The following is a 24,850-nucleotide window of genomic DNA, read 5'->3' as shown; positions in this document are numbered from 1 at the left end:
GAAGGGAAGGAAAAGCAACCCGGCACAGAACAGCCGACCCGCTACGGAAACCCGGAAGGACGGAACGGCCGGAAGGGTCAGACGACGGAGAGGTCGGACCCTTCATCGGAGGCGGAGAGCATCAGCACGTGGCATACCGAGGACCAGCCCAGATGCGAATACAGCTTCTGTCCGTCCAGGGACGCCAACAGGAGTCCGTCCTCCACATCGTGGGAGAACGCCTGCGCCGCCAGCGCCTTCATGATGAAGCTGCCCAGCCCCCGGCGCTGGAAGGAGGGTTCGGTGACGATCTTGTCGAACACCGCGGTGCCGTTGATGACCACCACGCGGCCGCTCACCGCCAGAGTGTCGCCCGAGCGGACTTCGGCGAAGTGGACACCGTTGGACTCCCACGTTTTCAGGGACAGTTCGTCGTCCGAGAGCCACGGGTCCTCGGAGTCCTGGGTTTCCATGTCGACGACCATCATGGTCTGGGACGCTGATGTGGCGTTGAGGTTGTGTTGCTCAGCCAAGAGCTTGTAGCGCCCCACATTATTGGTCAGGATGGTCAGGACCCGTTTGGGGGCCTCGGCAGTCTTGGCCGCCAGCTCTGCGAATTCCGCGTCCGTAGGATCGGAGGCGAAGTATTCCCAGTCCCCGGTCGTGTCCGCACGCAAGGCCGCGGGGAACCGTCCCTCGGTGCGCGTCTCATAGCCCCGGCAACCAGCCCAACCGGCTACCCAGACTTCCAGCAGATGAGTGATGTCTCCAACCATGGCTTCTGGCGTCATGTGATGAGAGTATTCCAGCGCTGTCATAAGCAACAGAGCTTCGGCGCTTGCTTATGCAATTGTGATAGGAGGCTCTTCCCCGGTCCGAATCCGTCCCCGGCGGCCACCCAGTACCCTTAAACACGTGGCTTTGAACCGAATCGTACTCTTTTACGGCTTTACTCCCATCGCAGATCCGGACGCTGTCCGGCTCTGGCAGCGTGCCCTGTGCGAAAAGCTCGGCCTGACCGGGCGAATCCTTATCTCCAAGGACGGCATCAACGCCACCGTTGGCGGAGAGATCGGGGCTGTAAAGCAGTACGTAAAAACCACCCGTGAATACAAGGGCTTCCGTGGCATCGACGTCAAATGGTCCGACGGCGGTGCGGAGGACTTCCCCCGCCTGAGCGTCAAGGTCCGCGACGAGATCGTTTCGTTCGGTGCGCCCGGCGAGCTGAAGGTGGACGAAAAAGGCGTCGTGGGAGGCGGGACCCACCTGAAGCCCGAGGAAGTCCACGAACTCGTCGACGCGAGGAAGGCCAGCGGCCAGGACGTGGTGTTCTTTGACGGCCGCAACGCGTTCGAGGCACAGATCGGCAAGTTCAAGGACGCCATTGTCCCTGACGTCGCCACCACCCACGACTTCATCACCGAGCTCGACTCCGGCAAGTACGACCACCTGAAGGACCAGCCGGTCGTCACCTACTGCACCGGAGGCATCCGCTGCGAGGTGCTGTCCAGCCTCATGGTTAACCGCGGCTTCAAAGAGGTGTACCAGCTGGACGGCGGCATCGTGCGCTACGGGGAGAAGTTCAAGGACCAGGGCCTTTGGGAAGGCTCCCTCTACGTCTTCGACAAGCGCATGCACCTCGAATTCAGCGAGGACGCCAAAACCATCGGCGAATGCGTCCGGTGCCAGGCGCCCACGAGCAAGTTCGAGAACTGTTCGAACCCCAGCTGCCGCACGCTGACGCTGTACTGCGCGGAGTGCGCCGCCAGCCCTGAAACCCTGCGCTGCCCGGACGGTTGCGCCGCGGCCTGAGCAGGGGGACGGCTGCGCCCGCCAGCCCCTGCCTGGCCGGGTCCTGGCTGCAGCGTCAGATCCGGCTGATCCGGTAGGCGAAATTGGCGGCCGACCGCGCCTCCACTGTCACCCGGAGCACGGAGTCCTCGGACACGTGCACCACATTGACGCGCGAGGTGCCGCACCGGAGGCTCAGGTCCACCAAGGCGGATTCTGCGTCGCGGACTGTGAATGAGACCCGCCGCTCGCTCCGGCACGCGAGGGTGAGGGAGTACGTGCCGCTCGGCAGCTGCTTGGTGGATTCTGTCTTGCTGCGGCCCCTGGACACGCTGCCGTAGCTTGTGTGGAAGACCTGTCCCTCGGCGTCGGGCAGGACGTCCTTCGCCCATTCGGTGAGCTCCTCACCCGACACCGGCACGTTTTCCAGCGGATCACGCGGCAACACGGGATCCGTTATCACGGGGGCGGCCGGAAGTTCGCCACGGCCGTCGTCGTAGCTGTATTCACAGCCGCCCAGGACGCCTGCCACCAGCACAAAGAAAAGCGCGACGACGGCTGCCGGCGCCCGCAGCCAGAGCCTGCGTTGCGCCCGCGCCGTGAAACGATGCGCGGAGGCCGTCCGCACCGTGGGCATATCCCGACTTTAAGCCTGCCGGGGACGCCGGTACAGATGGCAGTCCGCCGGAAGGAAAATTTCCCGGCGCCGCGGCCAAATGGCAGCGGAATAGGCCGCGGATCAGCGCCCTGGAACCAGCTGATAGGCGTACAGAAGGGGTGCATCCACGCTGGAGGCGCTGATTTCCATCCGCCCGGCCTTCGGTACGGTGATCGTCGCGGTTTCGCGGCTGCCGTTGCAGGCCGCTCCGGCTTCCGTCAGTTCCTTGCCGGCGAGCAGCACCGCGAAGAACGCCTTGCCGCCGCCGTCGCAGGTGATGGTCAGCGTGTAGTCACCCGCCGGGACGCTGGCTGCCGCCTGGATGATCCTGTCCCGGTTGAGGATCTTGCCGGAGTCCTCCAGCACCGCTCGGCTGTCGGAGGGCAGGGCGGTGGCCCGCCACTGCGGAACATCGGCATTTTCGATCGACACCACGGGGGAGCAGGCAGTCGCTGCCAGCAGGATGGCGGCGGACGCCGCCGCCCCGCCCAAGGCGCGGGAAATCAGAGGACAACGTTCAGGCATGCCTTCAAACTTACCCGTTTGAGGTGCCGCCGGATTCCGGCCGCCTCCCCCCGGTCCGCAGCGAGGCCACAAAGGAGACAAGTCTGTCTGCCTCGGTCAGCGCTTTGGCCATGCCTGCGGAGGTCGCCAGAACCTGCTCGCCCCGGGACTCCAATGCCACGGGAATGACGGTGGTCCGCGCCGCAGCGCCCGGCGGCGCCGCGGTTCCCTGCTCCCGGGCCCGCGCGGCCGTGGCTTCGTGATGTGCGGGCGGCGATTCCGTGGGCTGCGGTTTCGACGCCTCGCGCCTGGCGCTCTCCTCGGACAGGGTTAGGGCATCGATCTTGGCGCCTCCGATCTTGTCCAGCATTTCGTAGTCCTCGTCAGTGCACAGATCGCTGGCCGCAAGGTGCTTCAGCGCCACCAAGCCAACAATCGCCCTGCTGAAGTCGCGGTCCATGGCAAGGTCGATGGCCCACTGGGTGCGCTTCCACCACTGGTCCCGCCGGTCCGCCTGACGCCGTTGGGCGAGTGTGCGCCACGCGATCCAGGCAGCGATGACGGCGGCCAGCAGCGGTGCGAATGCCGTCGCGTACCGCAGCCAATCGGGATCGGCCGCCCCTGCCTGGGTTCCGAGCATGGCCCAACTGTAGCCTCAGGCGCGGACAATGATCAGGCCGACAATAATGTGGGCGGGAAATAGACTTGGCCGGTGACCGAACCAACGCACTTCACCGCCGGCAACACTCCCGACGCGCCCCGCAGCGACCTGCCCGACCTCCTGCAGGCCCTGGCCTCAGACCTCCGCGAGGTGGGCTACACCCTGGAGGGCGTCGCGGAACTGCTGGGGGAGTCCGCGTACGCGGCACTGAACCGGGACCAGCCCATCCCGGCGCTGATCGCGACTGAAGCAGCGGCCGCCGGCGAGCCGCGCACCGCAGCATTGGCCGCCGTCGTGCGTTTTTGGCTTTTGGCCGTTCCGCAGGAAGCGGAGGTGCTCGACGGCGCGCTGCCGCGGACCCGCGCCGAAGGCCTGGCGGCGCTGGGGCTGGCGAAAATCATGGGGACCGAGGTTGCCGCCGAGGCGGACCTGCGTCCCTACGGCTGGGACGCGGGCAGGGACGGCGGCGTCGAGATCTGGGTGGCCAGCGACCTCGCTGCGCACCAGCGGCCCGGCGTCCTCAGGCACGACCACGTCCTGGGCATCGGGCAGGCGTCCACCACCCTTGTCCAGACCACCATCCGCCGCCATGCCGAACGGGCCCTGGACCTGGGCACCGGCTGCGGCATTCAGACCTTCCACCTTCTCCAGCACAGCGGCCACGTCACCGCCACGGACATCTCGGAGCGCGCCCTCGCATTCACGCGCTTCAATCTCCTGCTCAATGCCGGGGCACTGAATATTGATCCGGCGCGGCCCGCCGATCGCGTGAGCCTCCGGCTCGGATCGCTCCTCGAGCCTGTTGCCGGCGAGACTTTTGACCTCGTCGTGTCCAATCCGCCGTTCGTCATCACGCCGCGCACTGCGGGGGAGGCCGCAGCCGACCAGTTCACGTACCGCGACGGCGGCCTGCCGGGCGACGATATCGTGGCGTCGCTCATCCGCTCCCTGCCTGATGTGCTCGCCCCCGGCGGAACTGCCCAGCTTCTGGGCAACTGGGAGATCCCGGAGGGTTCTGCGTGGGATGAGCGGCCGCAAAGCTGGGCCGGTCCGGACACGGACGCGTGGTTCATCCAGCGCGAGCAGGTGGGGCCGGAGCAGTACGCCGAGACCTGGCTGCAGGATGCGTCGGAAACCCGGGACCGCCGGCACTATCAGGAGGCTTATGCCGCGTACCTGACGGACTTCGCGTCGCGGAATGTCGGCGGGATCGGCTTCGGCATGGTCTTCCTGCGCCGGCTGGCAGGTGAGCGGCGGATCCGCCGGTTCGAGGAGATCACCTACCCCATCGAACAGCCGGTCGGGCCGCATCTGGGGGCGGCGGTGGAACGGACAGACTGGCTTGCGGCCCACGACGTGTCCGCGGCCCACCTTCTGGTGGCCGAGGACGTCACGGAGGAGCGCCACCAGCGCCCCGGCGCCGAACACCCCGGCGTCATCCTGCTGCGCCAGGGAACCGGCCTCCGCCGCACCAACCTGCTGAGCACCGAACTGGCGGGCTTTGTCTCCGCGTGCGATGGCGACCTGACCGCCGGACAGATTATCGGCGCCCTTGAGGCGCTGCTGGGCGGGACGGAGGGGTTCGACGGCGGTGCCTTCCGCAGCGGCCTGCTCACCGAAGTGGCCAATCTGGTCCGGGACGGATTCCTGCTGCCCGTGGTCCCGGACCTGGACTGATAACGGGTCGGGACTGACAGCGGGTCGGGACTGACAGCGGGTCCAACGCGCGAACGGACAGTTGTGGCCGCGAACGGCCCGGCGGATCCGGGCCGCAACTGTTTGTTCGCGCCGGGAACGCGAACGGACAGTCAGTTAATCGGGGCGCGGCCCATTCCGGGAGCGGGGACGTCGATGGTGAAGCCGCACATGCAGCGGTAGGTCACGGCGTCGGCTGCACCCACGGCCTTCACGGAGCGGATCAGGCGCGGGCCGTCCACCCTGATGGCCATTTCCAGGGGGAACTCCTGATCGAGACGCTTCATGGGCCGTCGGCAGTGCCGCGGGGTGCCCGTTGCCGCCAGGAGGGGGCCGTCGGTGGCTGTCCCGGCATCCAGGCTTGAGCCTGTGAGTTCTCCGGCGGGCTGGGCTGCCGGGATCAAAGCGTCTTCGTGCAGGGTAATCATGGTCATCCTTTGGGCTTCTCACGGGACCGCCAACGCTGGCGGCCCCGCCGCGAACTGCTTGCGGGAGGTCTGTTTACGGAAGTAAGCAAAGCATGCTTAGTAATTCCGGGGCAAGCTGGCTGGATTGAAACGGCGGATATCAAGCATTTCTTTCAGAGCTCCTTCGGCCTGCGTAGACTGATGAAGTGAGTACTGACATGCCGCCGTCGGAACCGGCGGGAACCACGCCGGACACAGCCGCCGCGGCTGCAACGGGGCCGACGCCGGCCGCAGCCGGAACCCGGCGCAGGAACCGGCCGGAAAAGAAGGTGGAAATCACCGACCCCAAGGCGATCCGCGCCCTGGCTCATGCTGCCCGCCTGGAGGTCATTTCCGAGCTGTACTCCACGCAGTCCAGCCGCACGGCCACGGAACTCGCCCAGCAGACAGGGCTGACCCCCAGTGCGATGAGCTACCACCTGCGGGCGCTACAGAAGTGGGGCATCGTGGTCCCGGCCGAGGCGTCGGCCGACGCCCGCGAACGCCGGTGGAAGGCGGCGGGCACCGACTTTGCCATCAATTCGGGCGGGGCAGTGGCCGGCCCGGACTTTGCGGTGATCGATCTGGAACTGGATGCGTTCCGCCGCCGCGCCAGGGCCTACGCCCGTGCCCGGGACGAACAGCGGCAGAGCGGTGAGCCCGGGGAGCCGGCGTCGGCAGTGCTGCTCGCAAGCAACCTTCTCTACCTCACGGCCGAGCAGCGCAGCGAACTGACCGAACGGGTGTTTGAGCTGCTCCGCGACTACGAGCTGGAGGATCCCAACCGTGTTCCGCCGGGTGCCGAACGGATCGCCACCATGTGGTCCATGATTCCGGACGACCGCACCCTGCCAGGGGCCTCAGGTGGCCACAACGGCACCTGACGGGCGTGGCGGACGGGTCTGTGCCGGCCCGCGGGGACCCGGCCGGGCGGCGGGCAGTCCCGGCCGTGATGGGGGCCACCGTTTTCCACATGACAGCGCAGAATTCTGCAAAATATGGTGAACTAGGCCAATATGGGCTGATCTGCCCGAGCAACCTTTTTCTGTAGGAGCACTGTGCCAAGCAAGGCCAAAACCGGCAAGAAACTCGTGATTGTGGAGTCTCCGGCCAAGAGCAAGACCATCGCCAAGTACCTGGGCGAGGGCTTCATTGTTGAGGCCTCCATCGGTCACATCCGCGACCTGCCGCAGCCGTCCGAGCTCCCCGCGGACCTGAAGAAGACCTCCCTGGGCAAGTTCGCCGTCGACGTCGAAAACGACTTCAAGCCCTACTACGTCGTCTCCCCGGACAAGAAGAAAAAGGTGGCCGAGCTCAAGGCCCAGCTCAAAGACGCTGACGCGCTCTATCTCGCAACTGATGGGGACCGCGAAGGCGAAGCCATCGCGTGGCACCTCCTGGAGGTCCTGAAGCCCAAGGTCCCCGTCTACCGGATGACCTTCGGCGAAATCACCAAGGAAGCCATCCACCGCGCCATGGATAACCTGCGCGACGTCGACGCCGCCCTCGTTGACGCGCAGGAAACCCGCCGCATCCTGGACCGCCTCTACGGCTACGAGATCTCCCCGGTACTGTGGCGCAAGGTGGCGCGCGGACTGTCGGCCGGCCGCGTGCAGTCCGTGGTCACGCGCATGGTGGTGGACCGCGAACGCGAGCGCATGGCGTTCAAGTCCGCGTCCTACTGGGACCTGACCGGGCAGTTCGGTGCCGATTCCGGCTCGTTCAAGGCCAAGCTTGCTGCCGTTGACGGCGCCAAGGTGGCCACCGGACGGGACTTTAACGACGACGGCGAACTCACCTCGCGCAACGTTGCGCACCTCAACGAGGAACTCGCCACCTCCCTGGCCGCCGCCCTGCAGGACGCCGATTTCCGCGTCCGCTCGGTGGACACCAAGCCGTACACGCGCCGCCCCGCCGCGCCCTTCACCACCTCCACGCTGCAGCAGGAGGCCGGCCGCAAGCTGCGGTTCTCGTCCAAGAGCACCATGCAGATCGCCCAGCGGCTGTACGAGAACGGCTACATCACCTATATGCGTACGGACTCCTCGGCGCTGAGCGACGAGGCCGTCACGGCCGCGCGCCGCCAGGCTGCCGAGCTGTACGGCCCCGAATACGTTCCGCAGTCGCCGCGCGTCTACACCAGCAAGGCTGCCAACGCGCAGGAGGCCCACGAGGCCATCCGCCCCGCCGGCGACTCTTTCCGCACCCCCGCCCAGGTTGCCAAGCAGCTCAGCGGCGACGAGTTCCGGCTCTATGAGCTGATCTGGAAGCGCACCGTCGCCTCCCAGATGGGCGATGCCAAGGGCTCCACGGCCACCATCCGCCTGGGTGCGGTGGCCACTGACGGCCGCGACGCCGAATTCTCCGCCTCCGGCACCGTCATCACGTTCCCCGGCTTCCTGGCCGCCTATGAAGAGGGCAAGGACGAAAGCCGCGGCGACGACGACTCCGACGAGGCCCGCCGTCTGCCGAACGTCGCGAAGGGTGACGGGCTGACCGCCTCGGAGATCATCGCCGTCGGCCACGAGACCTCGCCGCCGCCGCGCTACACGGAAGCCTCCCTGACCGCCGAGCTGGAAAAGAAGGGCATCGGACGCCCGTCCACGTACGCCTCCACGATCTCCACCATCCAGGACCGCGGCTACGTGCGGAAGCAGGGCTCAGCCCTGGTGCCGAGCTGGATTGCGTTCTCCGTGGTGCGCCTCCTCGAACAGCACTTCACGGACTATGTGGATTACGAGTTCACGGCCGACATGGAAGGCGACCTGGACAAGATCGCCAACGGCCAGGCCGTGGGCGCCGCCTGGCTCAAGCACTTCTACTACGGTGAAGATGCCGATCCCGGCCTGCTGAGCATCGTGAACAACCTGGGTGAGATCGACGCCCGCGAGATCAACTCCGTGCCCATCGCGGACGGCATCACGCTGCGCGTCGGCAAGTTCGGCCCCTACCTGGAGAGCTCGCTTCCCACGGTGGACCCCAAGACCGGCGAAGTAGTGGAGTCCGCCCGCGCCAACGTCCCGGAGGACCTTGCCCCGGACGAGCTCACCGCCGCCAAGGCAGTGGAGCTCATGGAAACCGCGGCCCCGGAGGAACGGGTCCTGGGTACCGATCCCCACACCGGCCACACGGTGGTTGCCAAGAACGGCCGGTACGGCGCCTACGTCACCGAGATCATCCCGGAGATGACCGAGGAGCAGCTGGCCAACCTGCCGGTCGAGTACTACAAGAACGGCAAGCCCAAGCCGCCGAAGAAGCCCGTCAAGGCCAAGCCGCGCACCGGTTCCTTGTTCAAGTCAATGACCGTGGAATCAGTCACGCTGGACGAGGCGCTGCAGCTCATGAGCCTTCCGCGGGTCCTCGGTGAGGACGCCGAGGGCAACCCGATCACGGTGCAGAACGGCCGCTTCGGTCCGTACCTGAAGAAGGGCACGGACTCGCGGTCCATCGGCTCGGAAGAGGAAATCTTCACCATCACGCTGGAGCAGGCGCTGGAAATCTACTCCCAGCCCAAGCAGCGCGGTGCCCGCGCGGCCGTGCCGCCGCTGGCCGAGTTCGGTCCGGACCCCGTGTCGGAGAAGAACATTGTGGTGAAGGAGGGCCGCTTCGGTCCGTACATCACCGACGGCATCACCAACATCACCGTCCCCCGCAGCACCTCGCTGGAGGAACTGACCCGGGAACGCGCCGTCGAACTTCTCGCCGAAAAGCGGGCCAAGGGCCCGGTTAAGCGCACCACCACGCGCAAGGCCCCGGCAAGGAAGGCCGCTGCGAAAAAGTAGATCCCGCTGGTCGAGCCCGCCGAAACCAAGGTCTCGGCGGGCTTTACTGGTGCTGCCGGAATTGCGCCGTGGACTGCAACGTGGTCGAGTAGATGCATGACTGAACAGCCGGAACCCGCAGACATCACGCCGCTGAACGACCTTGAAGAGAAGCTGGCCCGGGGCGGCCAGCCGGACGCAGACCCGGTGGACGTGATCCTCTCGTTCCTCAACAACGAGGTCTACATCATCAGTTCCGACGCGCTCGAGGGCGAGGACTCGCAGGTTGAGCCGCTGGTGCTGGGCAACGCGGACGGCCAGCCGGTTCTTGCCGTGTTCTCGCACCCCAGCCGGGTGGACACGCAGTACCTGGAGGCCGCGCCGAACGTGCTGGGCACCCAGGGCGCTGCGATCATCGCCAACATCGGCGATGAGCTGGGCATGGTCATCAACCCGGGCGCGGCCTACGGCTTTGAGATCAACCCCGAGGGCATCGCCAACATCAAGCGCGATTTCAAGCGCGCCGATGAAGTGGACCCCAACCCCGCCGGACTCGAGGGCGAGTAACCCCGCGGCCGTCCGCAAACTAATGCCCGCAATGTAAGCGACGGGTTGCGTCCGCTGCGCCGGCGGGGGGAATAATGGCAGGATGCGGCTTGGCGTCCTCGACATCGGTTCAAACACTGTCCACCTCCTGCTGGTGGATGCCCACCCCGGCGCACGGCCTGTGCCCTTCGCCTCCCACAAGCGCCCCCTCTCACTGGTGCAGTACCTGGACGAGGACGGCAACATCACCGACGCCGGCCAGCACGAGCTCACGGAATTCGTGCTTGAGGCCTGGGAGTTCGCGGCGCGGCACAAGGCCGACGACCTGCTGGCCTTCTGTACGTCAGCCATTCGCGAGGCCACCAACGGTCCCGCGGTGCTCGCCCGGGTAAAGCACGAAACCACCGTCACGCTGCAGGAGCTCACGGGCAGCGAGGAAGCGTCCATGACGTTCTTCGCCGTCCGCCGCTGGTACGGCTGGGGCGCCGGCACCATCCTGAACTTCGACATCGGCGGCGGGTCCTTCGAAATGGCGCTGGGGCAGGACGAACTGCCGGAGCTTGCCACTTCCGTGCCGCTGGGTGCGAGCCGGCTGACCCGCGACTGGCTGCACGAGGATCCGCCCTCCGCGAAGAGCGTCAAGGAACTGCGCCGCTACATTCGGACCACCCTCAAGCCGGTGGTCCGCAGCTTCAACGAGGTGGGCAGGGCGAACGTCCTGGCCGGCACCTCCAAGACCTTCCGCTCCCTGGCACGGATTGCCGGGGCAGCACCCAGCGCCGCGGGCCCGTACGTGAAGCGCGACCTGAACCGCGCCGATCTCGGCATCTGGGCACAGCGCATCTCTGCCATGAAGTCCGAGGACAGGCTGCACCTGCCGGGCGTCTCTGAGGCGCGTGCCAACCAGCTCCTCGCCGGTGCATTGGTGGCTGAAGCGGCACTGGAGCTCTTTGAGTACAAGAAAATCAAGATCTGCCCGTGGGCGCTGCGCGAGGGCCTCATCCTCCGGCGGCTCGACCAGCTGGTCTTCGACGGTCCGCTGGAGCCGGCGCCGCACGTGGGCGTCCCGCAGGTCTCGGCCCTGCCGGCGATCTAGGCCTAGTCCGCCGACCGGGGTGGCCTCTCGGGCCCGGGCCTTGAACGGGCAGGCGCCCGGCCGGTCTTCTAAACGGGTAAGCCCCGGCCGGTCTTTAAACGAGTAAGCGCCGGCCGGTTACGCAGAAGAAGCTGGGGGGAACACTCCTGCAACCGACCGGCGCCACGCCGGCCCCGAAGGACCGGCTCCATCACTCGCACCTGTGAGGCGTTTACGACTCTAGTGGGGAAGTATGGGTGTTCTGGGGGATTTACCTGAAAACCCGCTGGGAATCCGTCGGCAACCGTCCGGAAGCTTATAAGCAAAGACACCGACGGCCTGCTGCAGAAAAAATGGGCAAAACCACTGCAGACCGTCGGTGCCTGACAAGCATCCCCATGCTTGCTTCATCACTCGCACCCTCAATGAGGTAATACCTAAGTTAGGGGCCGAAGGTGTGTGGATGCTTCGAGCAACATGTGAGCTTCCTGTGAATGGCAACGATCTGCATCCGAAGCCATGAACTGCAATGATGGAGCAATGAGCAACCGAATCGCATTCCTTGGCTGTGGATCAATGAACGAGGCCATCCTGGGCGGCCTGCTGGAGGGCGGGACGAATCCCACGGAGGTGGTGGCCACCGTCCGCCGCGCGGAGCGGGCAGCGGAGCTGGCTGAACGGTACGCCGGCATCATGGCCATCGCCGGCAGCGAAGAACCCGACAACAACAAGCAGGCGGCGAAGGGCGCTGGGGTCGTGATTCTCGGCGTGAAGCCTGTGGGCATTGCCGAGTTGGCCCGGGAAATCAGTGGCTCCCTGTCTCCGGATGCGATCGTTATCAGCGTTGCAGCCGCCGTCTCCATCGCCCAGCTCGAAGCGGCACTGCCCCCGGGGCAGCCGGTGATCCGGACGATGCCCAACACCCCGGCGAAGCTGGGCCGCGGCGTGGTCTCGGTGTCTGCCGGCACCAACTGCTCGCCCGAGCAGCTCCAGCGGGCGAAAGACATCCTCGGCGCGGTGGGGACCGTCGTCGAAATTCCCGAGGAGCAGGTGGACGCCCTGGGCGCCATCAGCGGATCCGGTCCGGCCTACGCGTTCTACCTGGCCGAGGCGATGGCCGCGGCCGGCGTCGAACTCGGCCTGGACGAGGAGCTGGCGCTCCTGCTGGCACGCGAAACCGTCGCCGGGGCAGGTCTCATGCTTGCGGAACCGGGTGCGGAACCCTCCGCACTGCGCAAAGCCGTGACCAGTCCCAACGGCACCACCGAACGCGCCATCGCCACGTTCGATGACCGCGGCATGCCGGCCATCATCGCCGCGGGCGCCCGCGCCGCAGCCGACCGCGCCGCCGAGATCACCAAGCAGCTCGGCTAGGCACGCCCCTGCCTCCCCTCAGGGATTGGAGTTTTTGTACAGATACCGCGGGTGAAAGCCCCCCTTTTTGGGCACGGTATCTGTACAAAATCTCCCGTTACGGCCGGGCGGCGAACCGCTCCAGCAGGTCCACGTGCCCGGAGACGATGAGCATGTCGCGGGCGGACACCTTGGTTTCCGGCCGGGCGTAGGTGAAGTCCTCGCCCGGGGATTTCACGCCCACGATCGTCACGCCGTACTTGGACCGCACCTTGGACTCGTCCAGCGTGAAACCAACCGTTTCACGCGGCGGATACATCTTCACGATCGCGAAGTCGTCGTCGAACTCGATGAAGTCCAGCATGCGCCCGGAGACCAGGTGCGCGGCCCGGACGCCGGCGTCGGCCTCGGGGTAGATGACGTGGTTGGCGCCGATGCGCGTGAGGATCTTGCCGTGGGACGGCGTAATGGCCTTGACCCACAGGTGCTCGATGCCGAGGTCCACGAGATTCACGGTGATGAGCACCGAGGACTCAATGGACGTGCCCACCCCCACCACGGCCGAACTGAATTCCTGCGCGCCCAGCTGGCGCAGCGCGTCGATATTGGTGGCGTCGGCTTCCACCACGTGGGTCAGGACGGGTGACCACTTCTGGACCAGCGACCTGTCGCGCTCGATGGCCAGCACCTCGCGGCCCTGCTTCACCAGCTGCTCAGCGGTGGAGGAACCGAAGCGGCCCAGCCCGATCACCAGGACCGGCGCGTTGTGGGCGGGGCGGTTGGGGGCGCCTGACGAATTAGCCAATGATGGGCCTCTCTTCCGGGTAGTGGTACAGCTGGCTGCGCTGGCGCAGGGCCAGGGCAGCGGCAAGCGTGACGGTGCCGACGCGGCCGGCGAACATCAGGGCGGACAGCACATAGACGCCCTCCGGCGGCAGCTCGGCGCTGAGGTTTGTGCTCAGGCCGACGGTGGCGAAGGCTGAAATGGTCTCGAACAGCACCCGGTCCAGGGAGGCGCCGCTGATGTGCAGGAGCAGAAAGGCCGAGGCGGACACCAGCGTGGCGCCGGCGACGATCACCGAGATGGCCACGCGCATGGTGCCTTCCGGGATGGTGCGGCCGTAGACCTTGACGTCCGCGTCACCGCGGGCCTCGGCGATGATGGCCAGGAACATGACGGCGATCGTGGTGACCTTGATGCCGCCTGCCGTTGAGGCGGAGCCGCCGCCGGCGAACATCAGGGCGTCCGTGAGCAGCATGGTGGTGGATTCCATCTGGTTCTGGTCCACCAGGTTGAAGCCGCCGGAGCGGGTCATGACTGAGGCGAACAGCGAGTGCGTGATCTTGTCACCGAGGTTCATGCTGCCGATGGTCCGGGCGTTGTCCCACTCCATGAGCGCCCACAGCACCGTTCCGGCTGCGAGCAGGATGAACGAGACCTGGATGGTGAGCTTCGTGTGCAGGTTCCACTTTTTCCAGTTGAGCCCGTTTTGCTGCAGGACCATGACGACGGGGAAACCGAGGCTGCCAAGGAACACGCCGAGCATGAGCGGAATGAGGATCCACAGGTCTGTTTCGTAGGGGACAATGCCGTCCGAGTGCGGGGTGAAGCCGGCGTTGTTGAAGGACGAGATCGAGTAGAAGACGCCGTGCCAGACAGACTGCCAGAACGGCTCGCCGAGGACCATGAAGCGCGGGATCAGGGCGATTGCGAGGGCGGCCTCGATGACCACGGAGGTGGTGATGACGATCCGCAGCAGCGTACCCACTTCACCGAGCCGGCCCGCGTTGTTCATGGCTTCCTGGGCGATGAGCTTGCCCCTGACGCCCAGCTTCTTGCTCACCATGAGGGCCAGCAGGGAAGCCAGCGTCAGCGTGCCGAGGCCGCCGACGAAAATGCCGATCAGGATGATCAGCTGTCCGAAGAAGGACCAGTGCACGGCGGTGGACACCACGGTCAGGCCCGTCACGCAGACGGCCGAGACCGCGGTGAAGAGGGCCTGGTGGAGCGGTGTGAAGTCGCCGGTTGCCGAGGATGCCGGCAGCGACAGCAGGGTGGTGAAGAGGACGATGACCACCACGAAGGCGCTCAGGGCAAGGCGGGCCGGCGAGGTGTTGGCAATGTCGTCGATGAAGTCACGGATGCCCGTGAATATCCACAGGCCCTCACGCTCCGGCGTTGCGGGCTGCCAGCTGGCCGGGCTCTTGGACCTCGACTGGCTTTGGGTCATGTGCGGCTGTTCCTCGATTGACTCTGCTTCCTCCAGTAGTAAACCACTAAACCCCGCGCCGTGGCCGGGCCTGGGAGCGGACGGGGCTCCGGTAGCCTGTCAGTAATGACACTCCAGCCCGGACTCAGCCTCCCCGCACTGCCAACGACGGTGGTGTGGGACGCCGCCATGACGGCCTACAACTTCGGCCCGGGCCACCCCATGGCGCCCGAACGCCTGGAGCTGACCGCCCGGTTGGCCGCGAGCCTGGGCCTGCTGGACCTTGCCCACGTTACGCTGTCCGCCCCGGACGTGGCCGACGACGGTGAACTCACTACCGTGCACAGCCCCGACTTCGTGGCAGCGGTGCGCCGGGCCAGCGACAACCCCGCAGCCGCGGACCAGTCCTACGGGCTGGGTACCGAGGATGATCCCGCCTTTGCCGGGATGCATGAGGCCGCGGCGCGCTTGGCCGGCGGCTCCCTCCTTGCGGCCACCTCGATCCTGGACGGTTCGGCGGTCCGGGCCGTGAACTTCGGCGGCGGGCTGCACCACGCGTCCCGGAACCGCGCCAGCGGCTTTTGCGTCTACAACGATGCCGCCCTGGCGGTCCGGAAACTGCTCGACGGCGGCGTGCAGCGCGTGGCATATATCGACGTCGATGCCCACCACGGGGACGGGACGCAAAGCATCTTCTGGGACGACGCCCGCGTCCTCACCATTTCGCTGCACGAAACCGGCATGTCCCTGTTCCCCGGCACAGGTTTCGCCAATGAGATCGGCGGCCCCGAGGCCCGGGGCAGCGCCGTCAATGTGGCTCTGCCTGCGGGAACGGGAGACGCCGGCTGGCTGCGGGCCTTCCACGCCGTAGTCCCGCAGCTGGTGGGCGCCTTCGCGCCCGAGGTCATCGTCAGCCAGCACGGCTGCGACTCGCACCGGCTCGATCCCCTGACACATCTCAACGTCAGCGTGGACGGACAGCGAGAGGCCGCCACCGCCGTCGCAAGCCTCGCCGCCCGGTACTGCGGAAACCGCTGGATCGCCACGGGCGGCGGCGGGTACCACATCACGGGCGTCGTGCCGCGGACCTGGAGCCACCTGATCGGCATCGCAGCAAACCGCCCGGTGCCGCTGCGCACCCCCGTGCCGGAGGCGTGGCGGACGTACGTGCAGGAGCGCTACGGAGTGGACACGCCCGAGAGCATGGGCGACGACGCCGACGTCTGGTGGCGCTCCTGGGAGGTGGGTTTCGATCCCAACGACGACATCGACCGCACCGTGATGGCCACGCGCAAGGAAGTCTTCCCGCTGTACGGCCTGGACCCCTGGTTCGACTAGCCGCTGGTTCGACCAGCCCCGCTGGTTCGCCCAGTCCGGTCCCTTCATGGGGACAGCCACCGGCGAAATAGTAGATGCCATTCGGCGTATATGTCGCTAGGGTGGGTCACATGGTGACAGACGACGTATTTGCCGTCATTGCTGAGGCAACGCGGCGCGACATTCTCGTGTCCCTCCAGGCGGGGGACAAAGCGGTGGGGGAGCTGGTCGAGGAACTCGCCGCCAGCCAGCCCACCATCTCCAAGCACCTCAAAGTGCTGCGTGAAGCCGACCTGGTCAGCATGCGCGCGCAGGGCCAGAAGCGCTACTACGCGCTCAATCCCAAGCCGCTGGCCGGCGTCGCCAGCTGGCTGGAGACGTTCGATGTAGGACGCGCCGCCGCCGTCCCAGCGTCACCGGACGCCGCAACCCCGCAGGCCGAGGAAGCGCTGCCAGGTACAGACCGTGCCGCCGCCGCGGCAACCGCCGGAACGCCGGCCGGAAGTCCAGTGCCCGCTGGAACCGCGGCCGCAGCCGGCCAGGCCGCCGAGGTCCCGGACGCGTTCGCGGCAGTCGCTGCGGCACATGCCGGCAGCGCGGCGGACGACGCTACTCACGCTCCCGGGCGACCGGCCAGCGGCCAGCTGAGTCCCGCCGTCGTGGTTCCCGGCGGCCAGGTGCCCGGCAGCGCCGGCCAGGACGACACCGTCCCGCAGCAGATCGGCCGCACCGTTGGCCGTGCCGCGACGAAGGCTGCGGACCTGCTGGCGAACCTGCCCAAGTTCGGCCGCAAAAAGTAACCCAACTAGGTAGCAGTTGAGGGCGTTCTGAACGCTCAGAACGCCCTCAACTGCGACCCGGATGGGCGGGAGGCAGCTACTTGCCCAGCAGCCGCACGTGATCCGGGGTCAGCTCGGAGATCCTGCTGACGCCGAGGAGCGCCATGGTGCGGGCCATGTCCTTTTCGAGGATCTGCAGGACGCGGTCGACGCCCGCCCGGCCGCCGGCCATGAGCCCGTACAGGTAGGCGCGGCCGATGAGCGTGAAGTCGGCGCCGAGGGCGAGGGCGGCGACGATGTCCGCTCCGCTCATGATGCCCGTGTCCAGCATGATCGCGGCGTTGCTGTTGTCTGCCTTGAGCGCCTTGGAGACGTCCGGGAGCAGGTGGAAGGGGATGGGTGCGCGGTCCAGCTGGCGGCCGCCGTGGTTGGAGAGCACGATGCCGTCGGCGCCGTGGTCCACCACCTTGCGGGCGTCGTCCACGGTCTGGATGCCCTTGACCACGAGCTTGCCCTTCCAGGTTTCGCGCAGCCAGTCCAGGTCCTCGAAGGTGAGGGTCGGGTCGAACATCGAGTTGATGAGGTCAGCCACCGTGCCCGTGTACCGCGAGAGCGAGGCGAAGGTGAGCGGCTCGTGGGTGAGGAAGTTGAACCACCACGCCGGGCGGTAGGACGCGTCCAGGACGGTCTTCAGCGTCAGCGCCGGCGGGATGGTCATGCCGTTGCGGACATCGCGCAGCCGGGCCCCGGCGACGGCGGTGTCCACCGTGACCATGAGGGTGTCGTTCCCGGCCTTCGCTGCGCGCTCGATGAGTTCGAGGGAGCGGTCCCGGTCCGTCCAGAGGTACAGCTGGAACCAGTTCCGGCCGTTGGGTGCCGCCGCGGCCACGTCCTCGATCGAGGCGGTGCCCATGGTGGAGAGCGTGTACGGGATGCCGGCGGCTTCGGCCGCCTGCGAGCCGGCATATTCGCCTTCGGACTGCATCATCCGCGTGAATCCGGTGGGCGCGATGCCCACGGGAAGCCGGGAGGACTTGCCCAGAATATCGGTGCTCAAGTCGACGCTGGACACGTTCCGCAGGATGCCCGGTCGGAACTCGATGTCCAGGAACGCCTCGCGGGCGCGCCGCAGGGTGATTTCGGCCTCCGCCGCGCCGTCGGTGTAGTCAAACGGGGCCTGGGGGGTGCGGCGCTTGGCGATGTCGCGCAGTTCCCAGACGGTGCTGGCGCGCTTGAGCCGGGCCTCCTTGCTGAACTCGGGCTTCTTGAACTGCATGAGCGGGGCGAGGTCCGAGTACTTCGGGATGCGGCGCTTCAGGGCGGCCGGAACTGCTGCAGCCGCGGCGGCGACGCCGTTGGCGGGCCCCGTGGCCGGAAGTTCCGTCGCGTCCGGGGCCGGGGTGGTCTCGGGGTTGCTTGGCTGGATGGTGTGGGTCATGGCTTTCCTCCGTGGGCATGCCGGGGGATGCTGGTCAGAAGCCTCCCCGCTGTGGTCTAACCACACTCTAAGGCATGTGGTCCAACCACATCAAGTACCATGGGCTCATGCGTACGCACCAACTTGTCCTGAGGTGGATCGAGGACCAGCTCTCCGGCGGCCAGCTCGCCGTCGGCGGCCGCCTCCCGGCCGAGCGGACCCTGGCCGAGCAGCTCGGCGTCTCCCGCACCTCCGTCCGCGAGGCCATCCGGGTCCTCGAAGCCATGGGTGTGGTCCGGGCCGGCGTGGGGTCCGGCCCCGAGGCCGGGACAGTGGTGATTTCGGACCCGACGGCGGCGCTCGGCTCCGCGCTGCGGCTGCACGTGGCCACGCAGCACCTGCCGGTGGAGGACGTGGTGGAAACGCGCGTGCTGCTCGAGTCGTGGGCGGCGGCCCGGGCCAGGCCGGATGCCCCCGAACTCGACCTCGCCGGTGCCCTGCTCGACGACATGGACGGCGGCCACACCGTAGATGACTTCCTGGCCCTGGACGTCCGCTTCCACCTGGCCCTGGCGGACGCCGCCGGCAACGCCGTGGTCAGCGCCATGATGGGCTCCCTGCGGGAGGCCATCCAGGGCTACGCGGGGCAGCTGACCGCGAACCTGCCGGACTGGGACGCCACGGCGTCGCGGCTCCGGGCGGAGCACCGGGAGATTCTGGCGGCCATCCGGAAGGACGACGGCGGCCGGGCGGCTGAGCTCGTTGCCGCCCACATCAGGGGGTACTACAAAGAGGCCGGGCTGGGCCCGAAGGATTCGGACCCAGCCCGGACGTAGCTCAATTTCGGGGCGAGTGTTTGTACAGATAATGGCCCCAAACAGGGGGTTTAACCCGCGATACCTGTACACAAACTCCATGGGGGTTAGCGGACCTCGACCTCCAGCGCCTGGAAGTCGTCCGCCGCGTGCCGGCCCACCAGCAGGCGGAACGGGCCGCGCTCAACCTGCCAGCCGCCGTTGTAATGGCCAAACGCGCGGGCCGGGATCCTCACCTCAACCGTGCCCGTACCGCCCGCCGCAAGATGTGTCCCGGCGTATCCGGCCAGCCAGCGGACGGGCCGCTCCACCGCCGAATCCTCGCGGGACAGGTACACCTGGACCACTTCGCGGCCGGTGCGCTTGCCGGTGTTCCGGACGGGGACGTGCACCGTGATGTCCTGGCCTGCCGATACGGACTGCGGCGCGTGGGCGGTGCCGAGCTCGAACGTCGTGTAGCCAAGGCCGAAGCCAAACGGCAGCAGCGGAGCGGCGCCGCCCGCCGCCTGCTGCCTGAGCCAGGCGCGGTAGCCCACGTGGATGCCCTCGCTGTAGACCACCCTGCCGTCAACAGGCGTGGTGTTCAGCACCGGAACGTCCTCGAGCGCGGCCGGCCAGGTGGTGGGAAGCCGGCCGCCGGGCTCCTCCTTTCCGAACAGGATGTCCGCCACCGCGGTGCCGAACTCCTGCCCGCCGAACCAGCCCAGCAGGACCGCGCCGACCCTGTCCAGCCACGGCATCAGCACCGGTGACCCGGAGTTGACCACCACGACCGTGCGCGGATTGACGGCGGCCACAGCCTCCACAAGCTCGTTCTGGTGGCCGGGGAGGTCAAGGTTCTTGCGGTCGAAGCCCTCGGATTCGATGGCGGCGTTGGTGCCCACCACGACAACGGCGACGTCCGCCGTCCGCGCCGCGTCAACCGCGGCCCGGATCTCGGCTTGGGGATCGGCGACGGTGGCTTCCTCGCCAAGAAGGATGGCCGTCAGCGGAATCTCCTGCTGCTGCGGCAGCCGGTACAGGGCGTCGATGGCGAACCGCTGGCCGGCGGTGGCCTCGAAGGCGCGCGTGGTCTGGGGCGGATCGAACAATGCGGCGCCCAGGACATTGGTGTCGTCCTCCAGCTCGCCGTTGAAGACCTCGGTGCCGTCGATGGAGAGGGCGATGTGGCCCACCGTTCCCACGCCGAGGTGGCGGACGCCCGCGGTTTCCGCTGTCCACTCGGTCTGCATGCGGATGGCCGCCGTGCCCTCCGGAATGCCGACGCCGAACCAGATCAGGTGCGAGGCCAGCCGGTCCTCACCCGAGATCTCCGTTCCGTCGGCAGCCAGGAAGGTGACGCGCATGCCGGGCACGCCGCTGACCGGGTTGTGCAGGGCCCTGCGGGCGAACGGCTGCAGCCCCTCGGCCACCTTGGCGCCACGGGCGTAGGTGACGGTGACGTCGTCGGGCAGTGCCTTGCGCAGGCCCTCCAGCGGCGAGACGTTGTACTTGGGCATGACGGTGGCGCTGCCGCCGCCCTGCGTGCGTGCTTCCTCCGCGTTGTGGCCGATGACGGCAACGCTGCAGAGTGCCTTGGCGTCGAGCGGGAGCAGGCCACCCTCGTTGCGGACCAGCACGGCGCCGCGGACTGCCACCTCGCGGGCCACCTGCGCGCCGTCGAGGTCCGCGGGGAAGGCGGGGACCGCGGCCTCGAACCCCGCGAGTGAACCGACCCGGGCGGCGAGGCGCAGGATGCGGATGACCTTTTCCAAGATGGCGGACCGGCTGACGCGGCCGTCCTCGACGGCGGCGAGCAGCTTGGCGCCCCAGTGGCCCACCGGGCCGGGCATCTCCAGGTCCTGGTGGGCGTTGGCGGCATCCACGGAACGGACGCCGGTCCAGTCCGACACCACGACGCCGTCGAAGCCCCACTCGGTGGATAGCGGGGTTTCCAGGAGCTCGTTCTCGCTGGCGGTGGTGCCGTTGATGGAGTTGTAGGAGCTCATGACCAGCCAGGCGCGGGCCTCGGTGATGGCGTCCTCGAACGCGGCGAGGTAGAGCTCGCGCAGGGGCCGTTCGTCCACGACGGAATCGGAGATGAAGCGGTCGGTCTCCGCCTCGTTGGCGAGGTAGTGCTTCGGCGTGGCCCCCACGCCCATGGACTGCACGCCGGAGACGTAACCGGCGGCGATAGTGGCGGTGAGGCGCGGGTCCTCGCTCATGCATTCGAAGTGGCGGCCGCCCAGCGGTGAGCGGTGCAGGTTGATGGTGGGGCCGAGGACGGCGTGGACGCCCTTGCGGCGCGCCTCCTGGCCCAGAACCTGGCCGTAGCGGCGGGCGATGTCCACGCTCCAGGTGGCGGACAGGGCGGACGACGACGGCAGGGAGACTGAGTCGTGCCGCTCGTCGAAGTCTTCGCCGCGGACGCCGGCCGGGCCGTCGGACAGCACGATCCGGCTCAGTCCGATTTCCGGCAGGGCGTGGGTGGACCAGACATCAGCGCCGGTCAGCAGGGTGACCTGCTGTTCGAGGCTCAGGCTTGCGGCCAGTTCGCGCAGGCGGGCCTCAGCATCAGCCGGCAGCAGCCCGGTGTTACCCGCTTCCGCCGGGGCGGTCTTCTGTGCGGACAAGGTGGGGTTCATTTACTTGACTCCTTTGATGCGGGTGACGAGGACGGCGCCGATGATTCCGACAGCTGCCCCGCCGAGGAAGAGGGCCGGGTAGCCGCCGAGGGCGATGACGGGGAAAGCGACGGCGGGCACAAGGGACTGGGGGAGTGCCTGGGCGATGTTGAAGACGCCGAAGGTTTTGGCGTTCTCGGCCTGGCTGCTGGGCAGGAGGTCGGCGATGAGGGCGACGTCCACGGCGCTGAAGCAGCCGAGTCCCAGTCCCAGAATGGCCTGGCCCACGAGGACCTGTCCGGTGTTGGAGCTGGTTGCTATGACAATCAGGCCGCCCATCATGATCAGTGCGGAGACAATGACCATGCCCTTGCGCTTGCCGATCCGGTCGCTGATCCAGCCGCCCGCGATGCTGGTGACCACGGTTCCGGCGGAGCTGACCAGGGTGGCCTGGAAGACCAACGTGGTGACCTGGGTTTCCTCGACATGGAGGTGATCGGCGAAGAAGTACGGCAGGTAGAGCAGTCCGGCGCAGTAGCCGACGTACACCATGAATTTAGTCAGCCAGGCCCAGCCAAGTCCGGGGTAGAGGCGGGGGTCGAAGTAGAAGGAGCCAAGAATCTCTTTGAGGTTCAGTGGCGCTGGCTTCGCGGTCAGGACACGGTCCTTGAACGTGAAGGCGAAGGCGATCGCCACGAGTGTTCCCACGACGCCCGGGACAACTGCCATCTGCAGCGCATTGTCGAACATCTGGGCGAAGAAGGCGGCGGCGACGAGTCCGATGGGCAGTGTCATGCCGATCAGCCCGGACAGGCGGCCGCGTTCGGCCGGGGCGGCCTGGTCGGGGAGCGTCGCCACGAGGGCAGCCAGGGCGGCGTTGAAGCCGAGTTGGGCGACCACCCAGGCAACCAGCACGGTGCCGACGTTGGTCCCGGATCCCAGCAGGAAGAGCGATGCCAGTCCGACCAGGGAGCCGCCGACGATCCACGGCTTCCGCATGCCGAAGCGGGACGTGGTGCGGTCACTCAGGCGCCCGAAGAACGGGTTGGCTAGCAGTGCGATGACGGCCCCGACGCCGGCCACCAGGCTCAGCGCTCCGGCCCGGGTGTCCGGGGTGGTGATCTCCGAGACCTTGATGGCGAGGACGACGAGGGCCGGTGCCAGCACGGCCATCCACAGGCCGGCGCTGGCGATGGGCATGCCGATGACGTAGGCCCGCGGCGCCTTGACGGGCAGTCCTGCGGTTGTGGAAAGCGCGGACGGAGCCGCAGTCTCCTGGGATAGGGATTCGATGGCCACACTGCCTCCTGACGAAAAGTGACCCACCGTTGGGTCTCCGGAGAAAGCGTAGCGCTAAAAACCTAGTGTGACTAGGTTTTTAACTAAATTGACCTGCCTCCCAGTGGGCCGGGGCGGTGAAATAAACTGGCGAAATGTCTCCCTCCAAGCCCCGCGGGCAGTACGCGAAAGGCGCCGAACGCCGCGAGCAGATCATTCAGACCGCCACCGATGTCTTTGCCACCGAAGGGTTCGAGGGCACGGCCCTCAAGCGCGTGGCCGAGCTTGTGGGCGTCAAGGAGGCGACGCTCTTCCACTACTTCAGCGGCAAGCAGGAACTGCTGACGGCGGTGCTGGCCGAGCGCGACCGGCGCAGCCGGGACGTCGGCGGGCTGGCCGAGTTTGGGCTGCCCAACCTGGCGTCCGTGGCGGAGCGGAACGAGAAGGAGCCAGGCTTGACCACGCTCTACGCCGTCGCGTCGGCGACGGCCAATGATCCCGGGCACGCCTCCCACGGCTACTTCCAGGACAGGTACTCCCAACTGGTGGAGGAGCTGGCGCTCGATATCGGCCGGCGCCAGGACGCGGGGGAGGTCCGGTCCGACGTCGCTGCGGAGTCACTCGCCAGACTGGTCATTGCCGCGTTCGACGGCCTCCAGCTGCAGTGGCTGTACGACAAGAGGGTGGACATGGCCGCCGGGCTGACGGAGCTCGTCGACGTGCTCCTGGTTCCGGCGAAGTCCTAACCCCGGCGGCACCCCTGAGCTTGGCCGTCAAAGAGTGCCCGGGGTGGGGAATTTTGGTCCACTTGTCACGACTTTCGGGGGCGTTTGGCGGCCATGATCTGTACACCGGACCAATGGCCAAGGACCAAAGGCCAACGGCAGGGCTAGGTGCCGGCGGGGCCCGTGCTTCCCCGGATCTCCAGGCGCGGCTGGAAAGTGGTCTCCTCGTCGGGGGCCTCAGCGTTGCGGATCAGGGCCCGCAGGCTGTGCCAGGCGCGTTCGCCTAATTCCGTGATCGGGACCGCGGCGGTGGTGAGCGGCGGTGTGGTGTACCGGGCGAAGGGGATGTCGTCGAAGCCCGTGAGGGAAATGTCCTCGGGAACGCGGACGCCGCGTTCGTGCAGTCCGCTGAGCAGCCCCATGGCAACGAGGTCGTTGAACGCGAGGACGCCGGTGGCCCCGCTGGCCAGCACCTCGTCCACCGCTTCATGGCCGGTTTCGAAGCTGGAACCGCCCTCGAGCATCCGGAGTTCGACGCCGGGGTGTGCGGCCCGGAATTTGTCCAGCCCTGCCATGCGTGCCCGGTTGGAGGCGCTTCGGGCGGGGCCGGCCAGGAAGGCGATGCTGGTATGCCCCAGGCCCACCAGATGTTCCGCGAGCTCCTGCACGCCCTGGCTGTAGTCCACCTCTAGGCTTGGCACGCGGGTTTCCGTGGTGCTGCGGTTGATCAGGACCATGGGGTGCAGTGACGGCGCCAGTTCCTCGAGTTCGGCATCGCCCATGCGGGGGGCGCACAGCACCAGCCCGTCGCAGCGCCGACGGGCTTCCCCGGCCAGGATCGCCTCCTCGCTGGAGACTTCCGAAGAGTCGGCAATGAGCACCCGGTAGCCGTCCTGGGCTGCGGCCATGCTCAGCCCGCGCAGGATGGCCTGGAATGTGGGGTTGGCGAGGTCCGGCACTACGATGCCGATGGTGTCGGTCTTGCCCAGCGCCAGGCTGCGGCCCACGGGATTCGGCTGGTAGTTCAGTTCCGCCGCCGCATCGCGCACGCGCTGGGCAATGGCGGGATCCACGGTGAAGTTCCCGTTCATCACGCGGGAAACGGTGGCGTGCGAGACGCCGGCCTTGAGTGCGACGTCCGCGATGCCGACGCGCCGGGTGCCGGTTCTCCTGCCCATGTGCTTCCTTCCCTGTCCGCTGCCACGGAACGCTACCACTGTCCGCCGCCGCGGCTTGT

General features: G+C 67.4%; 22 protein-coding genes. 11 read left to right on the top strand and 11 right to left on the bottom strand.

From position 1 onward, the window contains the following. Positions 1-77: 77 nt before the first annotated feature. On the bottom strand, positions 78-770 hold the full coding sequence (locus tag ARGLB_RS00905; RefSeq protein ID WP_043417569.1) for a GNAT family N-acetyltransferase: 693 nt from the start codon (positions 768-770) through the stop codon (positions 78-80). Between the two features lie 124 nt (positions 771-894). Here ARGLB_RS00905 and trhO point away from each other — a divergent pair, with 124 nt between their 5' ends. Further along, entirely contained in the window at positions 895-1,791 is an 897-nt protein-coding gene (gene trhO / locus ARGLB_RS00900) for an oxygen-dependent tRNA uridine(34) hydroxylase TrhO (RefSeq protein WP_043417567.1), read from the top strand. A gap of 55 nt (positions 1,792-1,846) precedes the next feature. Here the strand turns inward: trhO and ARGLB_RS00895 are convergent, their stop codons facing one another. From ARGLB_RS00895 to ARGLB_RS00885, 3 genes are all read right to left on the bottom strand, one after another. After that, entirely contained in the window at positions 1,847-2,407 is a 561-nt protein-coding gene (locus ARGLB_RS00895) for a DUF6023 family protein (RefSeq protein ID WP_003797815.1), read from the bottom strand. Positions 2,408-2,509: 102 nt separating this feature from the next. Continuing rightward, positions 2,510-2,953 carry a DUF6023 family protein gene (locus ARGLB_RS00890; RefSeq protein ID WP_003797814.1) on the bottom strand — a complete coding sequence of 148 codons (444 nt, stop codon included), beginning with the start codon at positions 2,951-2,953 and terminating at the stop codon, positions 2,510-2,512. Positions 2,954-2,963: 10 nt separating this feature from the next. Then, positions 2,964-3,572, bottom strand: coding sequence for a hypothetical protein (locus ARGLB_RS00885; RefSeq protein ID WP_003797813.1), 609 nt, complete (start codon positions 3,570-3,572; stop codon positions 2,964-2,966). A gap of 72 nt (positions 3,573-3,644) precedes the next feature. Here ARGLB_RS00885 and ARGLB_RS00880 point away from each other — a divergent pair, with 72 nt between their 5' ends. After that, positions 3,645-5,270, top strand: a complete 1,626-nt coding sequence (locus tag ARGLB_RS00880; protein ID WP_003797812.1) for a DUF7059 domain-containing protein — start codon at positions 3,645-3,647, stop codon at positions 5,268-5,270. A gap of 131 nt (positions 5,271-5,401) precedes the next feature. Here the strand turns inward: ARGLB_RS00880 and ARGLB_RS22330 are convergent, their stop codons facing one another. After that, on the bottom strand, positions 5,402-5,716 hold the full coding sequence (locus ARGLB_RS22330; protein ID WP_050934204.1) for a hypothetical protein: 315 nt from the start codon (positions 5,714-5,716) through the stop codon (positions 5,402-5,404). A 185-nt stretch (positions 5,717-5,901) separates the two neighbouring features. Here ARGLB_RS22330 and ARGLB_RS00870 point away from each other — a divergent pair, with 185 nt between their 5' ends. The 5 genes from ARGLB_RS00870 to proC all read left to right on the top strand — a co-directional run bounded on the left by ARGLB_RS00870 (position 5,902) and on the right by proC (position 12,490). Further along, positions 5,902-6,618: an ArsR/SmtB family transcription factor gene (locus ARGLB_RS00870; protein ID WP_245531444.1), complete on the top strand. Its 717-nt coding sequence runs from the start codon at positions 5,902-5,904 to the stop codon at positions 6,616-6,618. Between the two features lie 174 nt (positions 6,619-6,792). Continuing rightward, complete coding sequence (gene topA, locus ARGLB_RS00865; RefSeq protein WP_003797809.1) at positions 6,793-9,516, top strand: type I DNA topoisomerase; 2,724 nt, start codon at positions 6,793-6,795, stop codon at positions 9,514-9,516. Between the two features lie 96 nt (positions 9,517-9,612). Then, a complete protein-coding gene (locus tag ARGLB_RS00860) occupies positions 9,613-10,062 on the top strand; it encodes an SseB family protein (RefSeq protein WP_003797808.1) in 450 nt (149 codons plus the stop codon). 82 nt (positions 10,063-10,144) lie between these two features. Next, positions 10,145-11,137, top strand: coding sequence for a Ppx/GppA phosphatase family protein (locus ARGLB_RS00855; RefSeq protein WP_003797807.1), 993 nt, complete (start codon positions 10,145-10,147; stop codon positions 11,135-11,137). Positions 11,138-11,656: 519 nt separating this feature from the next. Further along, positions 11,657-12,490: a pyrroline-5-carboxylate reductase gene (gene proC / locus ARGLB_RS00850; RefSeq protein ID WP_003797806.1), complete on the top strand. Its 834-nt coding sequence runs from the start codon at positions 11,657-11,659 to the stop codon at positions 12,488-12,490. Positions 12,491-12,587: 97 nt separating this feature from the next. On the opposite strand, the gene ARGLB_RS00845 is transcribed toward proC, so the two are convergent. Continuing rightward, positions 12,588-13,274: a potassium channel family protein gene (locus ARGLB_RS00845; RefSeq protein WP_003797805.1), complete on the bottom strand. Its 687-nt coding sequence runs from the start codon at positions 13,272-13,274 to the stop codon at positions 12,588-12,590. Further along, the gene (locus ARGLB_RS00840; RefSeq protein ID WP_003797804.1) at positions 13,267-14,700 is read right to left on the bottom strand and encodes a TrkH family potassium uptake protein; all 1,434 of its coding nucleotides are present in this window, start codon (positions 14,698-14,700) and stop codon (positions 13,267-13,269) included. Before ARGLB_RS00840 ends, ARGLB_RS00845 begins: the two co-directional genes overlap by 8 nt. Positions 14,701-14,805: 105 nt before the next feature. On the opposite strand from ARGLB_RS00840, the gene ARGLB_RS00835 reads away from it, so the two are divergent. Continuing rightward, positions 14,806-16,017 (top strand): acetoin utilization protein AcuC, encoded by a 1,212-nt coding sequence (locus ARGLB_RS00835; protein WP_003797803.1) that lies wholly within the window; start codon positions 14,806-14,808, stop codon positions 16,015-16,017. Positions 16,018-16,127: 110 nt separating this feature from the next. Next, positions 16,128-16,796, top strand: coding sequence for an ArsR/SmtB family transcription factor (locus ARGLB_RS00830; protein WP_003797802.1), 669 nt, complete (start codon positions 16,128-16,130; stop codon positions 16,794-16,796). 76 nt (positions 16,797-16,872) lie between these two features. Here ARGLB_RS00830 and ARGLB_RS00825 read toward each other — a convergent pair whose 3' ends face one another. Then, positions 16,873-18,213, bottom strand: a complete 1,341-nt coding sequence (locus ARGLB_RS00825) for an alpha-hydroxy acid oxidase (protein ID WP_003797801.1) — start codon at positions 18,211-18,213, stop codon at positions 16,873-16,875. A gap of 107 nt (positions 18,214-18,320) precedes the next feature. Between ARGLB_RS00825 and ARGLB_RS00820 the strand changes: the two genes are divergently transcribed. After that, positions 18,321-19,028, top strand: coding sequence for a FadR/GntR family transcriptional regulator (locus tag ARGLB_RS00820; RefSeq protein WP_043417611.1), 708 nt, complete (start codon positions 18,321-18,323; stop codon positions 19,026-19,028). Positions 19,029-19,114: 86 nt separating this feature from the next. Here the strand turns inward: ARGLB_RS00820 and ARGLB_RS00815 are convergent, their stop codons facing one another. Further along, positions 19,115-21,631, bottom strand: coding sequence for a beta-glucosidase family protein (locus tag ARGLB_RS00815; RefSeq protein WP_003797799.1), 2,517 nt, complete (start codon positions 21,629-21,631; stop codon positions 19,115-19,117). Then, complete coding sequence (locus ARGLB_RS00810; RefSeq protein WP_003797798.1) at positions 21,632-22,909, bottom strand: MFS transporter; 1,278 nt, start codon at positions 22,907-22,909, stop codon at positions 21,632-21,634. Positions 22,910-23,043: 134 nt separating this feature from the next. Between ARGLB_RS00810 and ARGLB_RS00805 the strand changes: the two genes are divergently transcribed. Beyond that, positions 23,044-23,634, top strand: coding sequence for a TetR/AcrR family transcriptional regulator (locus ARGLB_RS00805; protein WP_003797797.1), 591 nt, complete (start codon positions 23,044-23,046; stop codon positions 23,632-23,634). 143 nt (positions 23,635-23,777) lie between these two features. Here the strand turns inward: ARGLB_RS00805 and ARGLB_RS00800 are convergent, their stop codons facing one another. Beyond that, the gene (locus ARGLB_RS00800) at positions 23,778-24,791 is read right to left on the bottom strand and encodes a LacI family DNA-binding transcriptional regulator (protein WP_003797796.1); all 1,014 of its coding nucleotides are present in this window, start codon (positions 24,789-24,791) and stop codon (positions 23,778-23,780) included. Positions 24,792-24,850 lie beyond the last annotated feature (59 nt).

The organism is Arthrobacter globiformis NBRC 12137, assembly GCF_000238915.1.
Taxonomy (GTDB): Bacteria; Actinomycetota; Actinomycetes; order Actinomycetales; family Micrococcaceae; genus Arthrobacter; species Arthrobacter globiformis.
This window is presented reverse-complemented; position numbering and strand designations above follow the sequence as displayed.